The sequence below is a fragment of the Pricia sp. genome (genome assembly GCF_041745955.1).
In the GTDB taxonomy this organism is placed as follows: domain Bacteria; phylum Bacteroidota; class Bacteroidia; order Flavobacteriales; family Flavobacteriaceae; genus Pricia.
The window spans coordinates 1-11,293 of sequence record NZ_JBGTHY010000329.1 but is presented as its reverse complement, the minus strand read 5'-3'; the positions used below and the strand labels follow the sequence as shown (position 1 = coordinate 11,293).

Here is an 11,293-nt window from a genome sequence, read left to right as displayed (position 1 = left end):
CGTTGGAAACGAAGGATAAAACGACGCGAATACTGCTGGCCTATAACAAAATGCTGAAGGAAGACCCAAGGGTTGAAACCGTGCTATTGCCGGTCAGGGATGGCTTAACCCTAACGAAGGTGCGATAAGCCTACTTTCTTTTGATGCTTCCGGTAACGTCGTCCACATTTTTCTTGACCTCGTCGATCTGCTTTTTGATATCGGTTCCGATATTCTTGCTTACGTTGTTCTTGACATCATCGATATTTTTTTTGATATCGTCAACAAAACTGGTATCGATACCCTGCTTGTTGGCACTTTTTGTGATTTCGCTCTTTATATCTTCGGTAGCGTCCTTGAGTTGGCGCATTCCCTTGCCCAGTCCCCTGGCGATATCGGGAATTTTATCGGCACCGAAGACCATCACCACGATAAACAGGATGAAGAATATCTCGGCCCCGCTGATAAAGAGAAAATGCATTGCGAACATGCTACAAATATAATGAAGATTACTAATGCTTACGTAAAAATAGCGTGGAGGTTTGCTTTGGGGAGAGACCTGTTAGTTCAGACCCTATTTCCCCTTAATATTCTCCTGCTTCATCTGGTCGAAATCGGATTCCCCCTCTTTTTTCGGCCATGAATTGTTGGTGACATCGATATCGGCGGTTTCAGCCTTGGGATCTACGACTACCCCGGTAAGTTCTTTTTCCGAAGAAACTACCACACTGACCTCCTTATCATTTTTTCGCAATATCTCAGGCGGATAGGTTATATTCTCGGTGGTACCATCGGCGTAGGAATATTCCACGATCAAGGGCATCGGCAGCCCTCCGGGTTTATCGTAGGTTACCTGATAAAAGTACTTGGGTTCCTTAACCCTGGCGCGTTCGTCAGAGGTCATATTGTCCATCATAAATTCTTTGAGGGATTTCGAACTTTCCGACGGTGCTTTTCCCTTAAGGTTCGCGTCGAAATCTTCACTGTCTTCCTCGGCCAAATAGACCAAAGGCGGCATATCGGCTTCCGTAATATTTCTGACGGCCATATATTCTTGCATCTCTTTGCTGGGGGTATCGCTAACATAATATTTTTTGATGTCCTTAACACCGATGTCCACATAATCGGTGGTATAGAACCAGCCCCTCCAGAACCAGTCAAGATCGACCGCGGAGGCATCTTCCATGGTACGGAAGAAATCTTCGGGTGTAGGATGCTTGAACATCCAACGCTGCGAATAGGTCTTGAAGGCGTAATCGAAAAGCTCCCTGCCCATTACCGTTTCCCTTAAGATATTGAGCGCCGTAGCCGGCTTTCCGTAGGCATTTGGACCCAATTGGTACACGTTTTCGGGGTTGGACATAATCGGCGCGATGGTACTTTGGTCGCCCGAAATGTAGGGAACCACACTCGATGGGTCTCCCCGTCGCGAAGGATATTTGGTATTGGGCGCAATGGCCTTTGGGAAAAGCTCCCCGAATTCCTGCTCCGCCATGTACTGCATAAACGTATTGAGTCCTTCATCCATCCAGCCCCACTGGCGTTCATCGGAATTTACGATCATCGGGAAGTAATTGTGCCCGACTTCATGAATGATTACGCTGATCATGCCATACTTTACCCGCTCTGAATACGAACCGTCTTCGTTGGGCCGCCCATAGTTCCAGCAGATCATGGGGTATTCCATACCTTGGTTCTTGGCATGTACCGAAATTGCTTTATGATAAGGATATTCAAAAGTATGCGATGAATATGAATTCAAGGTATGCGCTACGGCCTTTGTAGAATACTCTTCCCAAAGCGGATTGCCTTCCTTCGGATACATCGAAACGGCCATCACGTCACGGTCGCCCATCTTAACGGCCTGCATATCCCAAATCCATTTTCGGGAGGTGGCAAAGGCATAATCCCTTACATTTTCGGCCCTGAATTTCCAGGTCTTTTTCTTTTCCGAAAAGTTTCTCTCCGCCTTCTCCGCTTCTTTTTGGGTGACGATCAGAACGGGCTTATCGTACGATTTTTTGGCTTTTTCATAGCGGGCCATCATCTCTTTGGAGAATACTTCCTCCCTGTTCTGAAGCTTTCCGGTCGCGTCAAGTACGTGATCGGCAGGTACGGTAATATTTACATCATAATTGCCGAAGGGCAACGCAAACTCGCCACTTCCCCAAAATTGGTGGTTCTGCCAGCCCTCTACGTCACTGTATACGGCCATTCTTGGAAAGAATTGAGCAATGACATAAGCGCGATTACCGTCTTCGGGAAAATATTCAAAGCCCGAACGCGCCCTATCCACGGTATGTTCCGGAATGTTGAAATCCCATTTAATAGAAAACGAGACTTGCTCGCCGCTCTTCAAAAACTGGGGAAGATCAATACGCATCATGGTTCTATTAATAGTATACGGTAGCGGCTTTCCGTTCGCATCTTTCACAAAATCTATATGGAAGCCCCCATCGAAAGATTCTTTCAGATATTTTTTCGCGAAAGCGTCCGGTTCCTCGGCCAAAGGCAACTTGCCCCCGTCGCGTAACTTTGATTTAGAGGTCTTCGCCCTAACATTCTGATCCAATTGTACCCATAGATATTCAAGATCATCGGGCGAATTGTTGGTATAGGTCACGGTCTCCTCCCCGAAAATCTTGGCATTCTTATCGTCGAGCTCGATATCCATTTTATAATCGGCCTGCTGCTGGTAATAATCGGGACCCGGAGCCCCAGATGCGGAGCGGTATGTGTTCGGGGTAGCGAACTCCTCATAAAGTTGTTTGAACTTGTTTTGGTTGTAGTGACCGGGTTCTCTTTCTTTTTGCTGTTCCTGAGCGAAAATGCCCGCAGACAAAAACAATACGGAGATTAGGCAATATTTAAGTACATTCATTTTGAAAATAGGGTTTGATAAGAATCTGCGAAATGTAAAGTTTTCTTCGGATTTATACTGTAAATGTTATAAGTTTAACATTCCTTTAGGATCGGATTTTAGGAGGACAAAACTTTTCTTTTTTCCATCGATCTTAAAATGAACGATGTTCTGCTGTTCGTCAAATAGGTCGGTAAGTATTTCGTTCGTTATTTGGATGGATGTCGTATGGGCCAAATTAATTTTAGGAACCTCGATATAACAGATCATCACATCGGCATCGTATTTCTTCCCTATAAAATTATAGGATGCATTCTCCCCGTTGATCTCCACCGCAAATTTTGTCCGAATATACTTCTCTATATATGCATCCGCTTCTTCCGATTCGTTTTCCGTGGCCAATTCGGCGTCAAAGCCGAACCGTTCTTGCAGCACGTTTTCGAAATCGTCGATAAAAATGCGGGATGTTATCTGGATCGCCCCATCTTTTTCGGAATATTTTACGTTCGTAACACTGACATAAAATTTATGTGCCGCTGCAAAGGCGAACAGCGGCATAAGTAGGATGATGAGGGATTTTTTTAAGGGATTCATGTAATTCTTTTGTCTGATTGTAGGATTTAAAGATGTCTTCATACTTTTAACTTTGAATCTGCCAACGGCAGAATTGAACCTTAAATTCTCCGAATCTCGTTCAACAAAATGGCCGTAGCCGTCGCGACGTTCAGACTCTCGGCAGTCTTCTTCCCGAACTGTGGAATACAGATTTTTTTGGAAACCAAAGCCTGTACCTCGGGGGAAATACCAGTGGACTCATTTCCCACCACCAGTATTCCTTTTTCGGGCATTTTCGTTTGGTAGATCGTTTGCCCCTCCATAAAGGCACCAAAAATTGGAAGGCCCGTTTTCCGTAAAAAATCCTCTAAATCCGTATATCCGACCTGAACCCGGGCGATGGAACCCATGGAGGCCTGCAAGGTCTTGGGGTTGTAGCAATCAACCGTATTTTCCGAACATATAAGGTGTTCGATACCGAACCAATCGCATAATCGAATCATAGTACCCAAATTTCCAGGATCTCGCACATCGTCAACGGCGAGTATCCAATCCGAAAAATCGATGATTCCAGCTTCGGCCATCTCGAATACCCCTAAAACGGTATTGGGCGTCGTAAGGCCACTCATTTTTCGAAGTTCGGCCTCGGTGACGGACTCAATAGCCTCGTCTTGATCGTCGAAAACCGAAACATCGGTGGTAAAAATTGCATACCCCTTAAACTCGGAATCCAGCAATTCCCGTACCGTTTTGACACCCTCGACTACGAACAGGCCATGCTGGTTTCGATACTTTTTTTGTTGAAGGCTTTTAACAAGCTTTATTTGATTTTTACTGACCATAAGGTTGCCATCCGGTTTAAACCATCCCACTCACTCCTAATTCACTAACCCCTAATTCCTAATCCCCGGAATAAATTTCCAATAATTCCCGCAATTCGTATCCAAATCCCTCAAACTTTACATGATTTCAATGTATTTTTGGGGGCTATGGGCATATCGTTTCCCCTTATCAAAAACACCGCTAAAATAAGCCTATTATTTCTAGTCGTGGTGTTCAACGCTTGCAATACACTGAAAAGGGTAGGCGAAAACCAACTTTTGCTCAAAAAGAACAACATCTACGTCGACAGTGCCGAAGTAAAGGACGCCGACGTCGAAAGTCTTATCCTGCAAGAACCGAACCGTACTATTCTAGGATATCCGCTTCGGTTGAACCTGTACAACCTGGCAAAACGGAATCCCGACTCGTCCTATCAAAGCTGGTTGCACCGAAAAGAAAAAAGGGAACAGCGGCTTATCAATTTACTTTCAGAAAAACAGGTAGAGCGTTTGGGGGAGTCCTTTTTGGTTAAAGGGATAAACGAATGGCTTAAAAAGATCGGTGAAGAACCTGCCATACTCGATACCCTCAAGGCGCGGCGCACTTTAGAACGATTGAAGGCCTACTATGACAGCAAAGGGTATTTCAATAGTACCACTACCTATCAAATCGATACGATACCCAAGACGCAAAGGGCGATAATAGACTATAAAATAGAGTTGGCCGAACCTTTTACCATCGATTCGGTTTCGCACCAAATTGTCTCGAAAGCGGTCGATTCCATTTATGCCCTGAATGCCCAAGGTTCGTTTGTAAAAAAAGGGGACCGGTTCGAGCTTGCCAAATTCGGTGCAGAGCGGGAACGCCTGAGTACGATATTCCGGAATACAGGCATCTACAATTTTCAGGAAAGCTCCATTTCCTATGATATCGCGACCGATACCACTAAACTGGCCGATGACCAAAAAATGGACATCGAACTCAATATCGACAACTTTAAAAAGCGGGGCGACTCTGCCATAACCACCGCCCCTTATCAAGTGTATCGCTTCAACAGGATAAATATCTACACCGATTATCTTTTCGACGAACGCGATCGAGATCAAAAATTCATCCGTTTCAGGGATTATACCATATTCTATCGGGACAAGCTGCGGTTCAATCCCAATACGTTGGCCAACGCCGTATTTTTTGAACAGGACAGTGTGTATCGCGACCTCGACCGTACCCGCACCTACCGACAGATTACCAACCTCGGGGTTTTCAAATACCCGACGATTACGCCCGTTCCCAATGAAGAAGAGGCGACGCTGGACACCAATATCTATCTGGCGGCCCGGCCGCGATATTCGTTGGGGATGTCTTTCGAGCTTACGCGGTCGAACATTCAACAGGTCGGACTGGCCCTCAACCCCTCGCTGCAGGCCAGAAATCTTTTTGGAGGCGCCGAAAACCTGAGCATATCAGGGCGTTTGAGCATCGGGAATTCCAACGACCGCAGTATCACCGATAGCCGCTTTTTTAATCTTCAGGAATTTGGCGCCGATGCCAATCTCGATATTCCCAGTATCTGGTTTCCCTTTTTCAATACCAAAAAGATAATACCCAGCTATACGCTTCCGCGGACCCGTATTTCATTGGGCACCAGTTTCCAAAAGAACATCGGTCTCGACAAACAGGCGTTCAATACCGTTTTGGGCTATAATTGGATTCCCTCCGACCATATAAAACACAACATCGAACTGCTGAATGTACAGTTTGTCAGAAATGTCAATACAGATCGCTTCTTTAATGTGTACCGCAACTCCTTTTCACAATTGAACGATATTGCCGCCGCCCCTATTTATCAGGATAATGCCACGTTGTCGGAAGTTTTCGGACCTCGTGACGGATCGGATGAACCCCGCCGTTTGATTATCCCATCGGGCACCACCGGCTTTACCGACGCCATACTCGATCGAGAAATACCGACCTCCGCAGGCGATTTTGAAGCCGTGAGCCGTATCGAGGAACGAAGACGGCGCCTGACCGAAAACAACCTGATCTTTGCCAGTAACTATACCTTGAACTATACGAGTCGCAACGGCCTTACCGACAACAAATTCTTCCAGTTCCGATTTAAGCTTGAAAGTGCTGGAAACTTACTTTCCGGAATTTCGGCCCTGATCCCTTTCGATGAAAACGAAAACGGAGACCGCTTAATCTTTAATGTTCCGTATAGCCAATACGTGAAGACCGAATTGGACTATGTGAAATATTGGAGCGTATCGCGTACTGGTGTCCTGGCATTCCGGTCGTTTTTAGGCCTTGCCATACCCTACGGGAATTCGGACAATATTCCCTTCGTCCGCAGTTATTTTGCCGGCGGTGCCAACGACATCAGGGCTTGGTCGCCCTATTCCCTCGGGCCGGGACGCATCGATGCCATCAACGATTTTAACGAGGCCAATTTAAAACTGAGCCTGAACCTCGAATACCGTTTTCCCCTATTCGGCAGTTTCAAGGGTGCCCTGTTCGCAGATGCGGGAAATATCTGGAACGTTTTCGATAACGTCGAAGACCCGGCCGCCACCTTTACCGGTTTAGATTCGCTCGGGGATACTGCGCTAGGCACTGGATTCGGACTCCGTTACGATTTTACCTTTTTCGTGCTCCGGGCCGACCTAGGCTTCAAGACCTACAACCCCGCCAATGAAATTTCGGAAAGATGGTTCGCCGATTATAATTTTAAGAACGCCGTTTTGCAGATCGGAATAAATTATCCCTTTTAAGTACAAGCATTATTTTATTACTTTTGCATCCAAATCCATTAGAAACACTTAGAACATAAACTATGGCCCACAACATAAAACCAGGTGTCGCCACCGGTGACGAAGTACAAGCGATTTTCAAATACGCCAAAGAAAAAGGCTTTGCCCTTCCGGCAGTAAACGTAATAGGATCGGATACCATCAACGGCGTTTTGGAAACCGCTGCCAGCCTTAACGCACCGGTAATGATCCAGTTTTCTAACGGGGGCGCACAGTTCAATGCGGGCAAGGGCCTGTCGAACGAGGGACAAAAAGCGGCCGTTCTCGGTGCGGTAGCAGGTGCCAAGCACGTACACCAATTGGCAGAGGCCTACGGTGCCACTGTTATTCTACATACCGACCATTGTGCCAAAAAATTATTGCCCTGGATCGACGGGATGCTCGATGCCAGTGAAAAACATTTCGAGCAGACCGGTAAATCGTTGTTCAGTTCGCACATGATCGATCTTTCGGAAGAACCTCTTGAAGAAAATATTGAAATCTGCAAAGGCTATTTAAAGCGGATGGCCAAAATGAATATGACACTTGAAATCGAACTGGGCATAACGGGTGGTGAAGAAGATGGGGTCGATAATAGTGATGTCGATGACTCAAAATTATATACCCAACCCGAAGAAGTGGCCTATGCGTATGAAGAACTTTCAAAAATAAGTCCACGTTTTACTATTGCCGCCGCCTTTGGTAACGTGCATGGGGTATACAAACCGGGCAACGTGAAATTGACCCCGAAAATCCTAAAAAATTCTCAGGATTACGTCACTGATAAATATGGCGTTGGGCACAACCATATCGATTTTGTATTCCATGGCGGCTCTGGTTCTACCGTTGAAGAAATACGCGAAGGCATCAGCTATGGGGTCATTAAAATGAATATCGATACCGATCTGCAATACGCGTTTCTTGCCGGCGTAAGGGATTATGTTCAGGATAAAAAGGACTATCTTCAGTCACAGATCGGAAACCCAAATGGTACGGACGAGCCCAACAAAAAATACTACGATCCCAGAGTCTGGCTTCGTGAAGGTGAAAAAACCTTTATCGAGCGGTTGAAAAAAGCCTTTGAAGACCTGAATAATGTAAATACGTTATAAATTAAGTTCAATGGGCCTGTTCAGACCGGTTGAGTTCTAACTACCCCACTAACCCTAATATGGAAAACATGACGGCTTGGTTCAAAAGAAAGGAAAAGGGAATCCAAACGGCTACGGAAGAGAAGAAGGACACCCCGAAAGGACTGTGGTACAAATCGCCTACCGGAAAGATAGTGGAGTCCGAAGTGCTGGCCAAGAACCATTATGTGAGTCCCGAAGACGACTATCACGTACAGATCGGTAGCAAACACTATTTCGAAATACTTTTCGACGACAACAAGTTCAGGGAGCTCGATGCGAAACTGACCTCAAAAGACCCCCTAAAGTTCGAGGACACGAAAAAGTACTCCGATCGCCTAAAGGCCGCCCAGAAAAAAACGGGACTTAAGGATGCCGTGCGCACCGCCGTGGGTAAATCTTTGGGAAAGGATGTTGTTGTTGCCTGTATGGATTTTAGCTTTATCGCCGGATCCATGGGCAGCGTAGTGGGTGAAAAAATCGCCCGGGCCATCGACCATTCCATCAAGAAAAAGATTCCCTTTGTCATGATTTCGAAATCCGGTGGAGCCCGTATGATGGAGGCGGCGCTCTCGTTGATGCAATTGGCCAAGACCTCCGCCAAGCTGGCACAGTTGGCAGAGGCAAAAGTACCCTATATTTCGGTTTGTACCGATCCCACGACGGGTGGCACGACAGCGTCCTATGCGATGTTGGGCGACATCAATATTTCCGAACCAGGCGCCCTTATCGGCTTTGCAGGGCCTCGGGTGGTTAAGGAAGCAACGGGAAAAGAGCTTCCCGACGGTTTCCAGACCGCCGAATTTGTACTGGAACACGGCTTTTTGGATTTTATTGTCCACCGAAAGAACCTGAAAAAGAAAATCAACCTATATATCGATTTGATCGAGAACAATCCGGTTAGGGATTAAAGGTCTCAAATCTGCATGCCGGCCAAACAGGTCTAATATCCATTCATGAAACACCTTCCCCTTCTATTAATTTTACTATGGCTGAGTAGTTGCTCTACGGATAAGGAAAAGATGCTGGCCGAAAACGATTCCATTTTAGCCTTACAAGGGGTTACCCAAGTGACGAAAATCGAAGTTTCAGGCAAGGCAAACGCCTATACCTTTGCGGTCACTATTGAAAGTCCCGATACCGGTTGCGACCAATACGCCGATTGGTGGGAAATCGTTGATTTGGATGGCAATCTGGTGTATCGAAGAATTTTGGACCACAGCCATGTCACCGAACAGCCGTTCATGCGATCTGGGGAAAATATAGCACTTGCCGAAAATAAGGAAGTCTATGTCCGGATGCACATGAACAATTCCGGATATGCCGCAAAAGCGCAAAAAGGAAGTGTCGAAAGTGGTTTTCAGGCTACAGAACTGGATGTGAAGTTCGCAAAGGATTTGGAGAAGGCAGCTCCCCTACCCGATGGGTGTGCTTTTTGAATTAAATGAACGGATAAGGTGTATAACTCCCCAAAATAACCATATATTTGCGCCCTGATTTAGAGAAAATCACATACATAAAAATCATTTAAAACAATATTGGCATGTATTTAACCAAGGAAATAAAGGCCGACATCTTTAAAAAGCATGGCGGAAAAGAGGAAAACACCGGTTCTACCGAGGGGCAAGTGGCTCTCTTCACCCACCGTATCAACCACCTTACGGGGCATTTGAAAAATAATCGAAAAGATTATAACACCGAGCGCTCATTGGTGCGATTGGTAGGTAAAAGACGTAGTCTTCTCGATTATTTGAAGAAAAAGGATGTCGTTCGCTATCGTGAACTCATCAAAGAACTGAACATCAGAAAATAGGGCGGAGAACGGTAACAAATTCACATGTATGATTCCAAAAGTATTTAAAGAGGTCATCGACCTCGGCGACGGTAGGGAAATCTCTATCGAGACCGGAAAATTGGCGAAGCAGGCCCACGGGTCAGTTGTCGTACAATCCGGCAAATGTATGTTGTTGTGTACTGTTGTATCCGACTATGAACAAAAAGATCTTCCCTTTCTGCCACTAACGGTAGATTACCGGGAAAAGTTTGCGGCTTCTGGCCGTTATCCCGGTGGATTCTTTAAAAGGGAAGCCCGGCCCAGCGATGGCGAAGTATTGACCATGCGACTGGTAGACCGTGTTTTACGTCCGCTTTTTCCAAAGGATTATAGCGCCGAGACCCAGGTAATGATCCAATTGATGTCCCACGACGAGGATGTCATGCCCGATGCCATGGCGGGATTGGCCGCATCTGCAGCTATTCAACTTTCGGATTTTCCGTTTGAATGTGCTATTTCCGAAGCACGTGTAGGCCGTGTTGATGGTCAATTCATCATCAACCCAAGCCGTGCGCAATTGGAGGAAAGCGATATCGATATGATTATCGGTGCCTCCGCGGATTCCGTTATGATGGTGGAAGGTGAGATGGACGAGATTTCCGAAGAGGAAATGGTCGAAGCTATTAAATTTGCCCATGAAGCCATCAAAAAACAGATCGATGCCCAATTGAAACTCGCCGACGCCTTCGGAAGAAAGGAAGTGCGTGAGTACGAGCAGGCTCCCCAAGATGAAGAACTAGCGAAGAAAGTTCACGATCTCGCCTATGATAAAGTGTATGCCGTGGCCAAGGCCGGTTCTGCGAAGCATGAGCGAAGCGATTCTTTTTCAGCAATCAAGGATGAAATCAAGGCCAGCTATTCCGAAGAGGAATTGGCAGAAAAAGGGGATTTGATATCCGAATACTATCGCAAAGCCGAAAAAGCAGCGGTACGGGACTTGACCCTTAACGAAGGCCTGCGGTTAGACGGTAGAAAGACCGACGAAATCCGCCCTATATGGTGCGAAATCGATTATTTGCCGTCCACCCACGGGTCCGCTATTTTCACGCGTGGCGAAACGCAAGCTTTGGCCACCGTTACTTTGGGCACTTCGCGAGAGGCGAACAAAATCGATATGCCCTCCTATGAGGGGGAGGAAACTTTTTACTTACACTATAATTTCCCGCCATTCTGTACCGGTGAAGCACGGCCCATCCGCGGTACTTCCCGAAGGGAAGTAGGCCACGGTAACCTGGCACAACGCGCCTTGAAAGGTATGATTCCCAAAGATTGTCCCTACACCGTTCGTGTAGTTTCCGAAGTTTTGGAAAGTAACGGATCTTCC

General features: G+C 46.3%; 10 protein-coding genes and 1 pseudogene. 7 read left to right on the top strand and 4 right to left on the bottom strand.

Annotation, left to right across the window (positions count from 1 at the left end; all coding sequences use genetic code 11):
• Positions 1–128: pseudogene (locus ACEW8S_RS12090) on the top strand (methyltransferase); the annotation flags it as partial.
• Positions 129–130: 2 nt separating this feature from the next.
• On the opposite strand, the gene ACEW8S_RS12085 reads toward ACEW8S_RS12090, so the two are convergent.
• From ACEW8S_RS12085 to ACEW8S_RS12070, 4 genes are all read right to left on the bottom strand, one after another.
• Positions 131–469, bottom strand: a complete 339-nt coding sequence (locus tag ACEW8S_RS12085) for a twin-arginine translocase TatA/TatE family subunit (protein ID WP_373518403.1) — start codon at positions 467–469, stop codon at positions 131–133.
• 84 nt (positions 470–553) lie between these two features.
• Complete coding sequence (locus tag ACEW8S_RS12080) at positions 554–2,860, bottom strand: M1 family metallopeptidase (RefSeq protein WP_373518402.1); 2,307 nt, start codon at positions 2,858–2,860, stop codon at positions 554–556.
• Positions 2,861–2,926: 66 nt separating this feature from the next.
• Complete coding sequence (locus ACEW8S_RS12075; RefSeq protein WP_373518401.1) at positions 2,927–3,433, bottom strand: DUF6702 family protein; 507 nt, start codon at positions 3,431–3,433, stop codon at positions 2,927–2,929.
• Positions 3,434–3,513: 80 nt separating this feature from the next.
• Positions 3,514–4,236, bottom strand: a complete 723-nt coding sequence (locus ACEW8S_RS12070; RefSeq protein WP_373518400.1) for a TrmH family RNA methyltransferase — start codon at positions 4,234–4,236, stop codon at positions 3,514–3,516.
• A gap of 147 nt (positions 4,237–4,383) precedes the next feature.
• Here ACEW8S_RS12070 and ACEW8S_RS12065 point away from each other — a divergent pair, with 147 nt between their 5' ends.
• The 6 genes from ACEW8S_RS12065 to ACEW8S_RS12040 form a co-directional block, all read left to right on the top strand.
• Positions 4,384–6,987 carry a BamA/TamA family outer membrane protein gene (locus ACEW8S_RS12065; RefSeq protein WP_373518399.1) on the top strand — a complete coding sequence of 868 codons (2,604 nt, stop codon included), beginning with the start codon at positions 4,384–4,386 and terminating at the stop codon, positions 6,985–6,987.
• 62 nt (positions 6,988–7,049) lie between these two features.
• The gene (gene fbaA / locus ACEW8S_RS12060) at positions 7,050–8,117 is read left to right on the top strand and encodes a class II fructose-bisphosphate aldolase (RefSeq protein WP_373518398.1); all 1,068 of its coding nucleotides are present in this window, start codon (positions 7,050–7,052) and stop codon (positions 8,115–8,117) included.
• Positions 8,118–8,185: 68 nt separating this feature from the next.
• Positions 8,186–9,046 carry an acetyl-CoA carboxylase, carboxyltransferase subunit beta gene (gene accD, locus ACEW8S_RS12055; RefSeq protein ID WP_373518404.1) on the top strand — a complete coding sequence of 287 codons (861 nt, stop codon included), beginning with the start codon at positions 8,186–8,188 and terminating at the stop codon, positions 9,044–9,046.
• Between the two features lie 45 nt (positions 9,047–9,091).
• Positions 9,092–9,574: a hypothetical protein gene (locus ACEW8S_RS12050; protein ID WP_373518397.1), complete on the top strand. Its 483-nt coding sequence runs from the start codon at positions 9,092–9,094 to the stop codon at positions 9,572–9,574.
• Between the two features lie 104 nt (positions 9,575–9,678).
• Complete coding sequence (gene rpsO / locus ACEW8S_RS12045; RefSeq protein WP_373518396.1) at positions 9,679–9,948, top strand: 30S ribosomal protein S15; 270 nt, start codon at positions 9,679–9,681, stop codon at positions 9,946–9,948.
• A gap of 28 nt (positions 9,949–9,976) precedes the next feature.
• Positions 9,977–11,293 (top strand): polyribonucleotide nucleotidyltransferase (locus ACEW8S_RS12040; protein ID WP_373518395.1); only part of this gene is annotated, 1,317 nt, incomplete at its 3' end.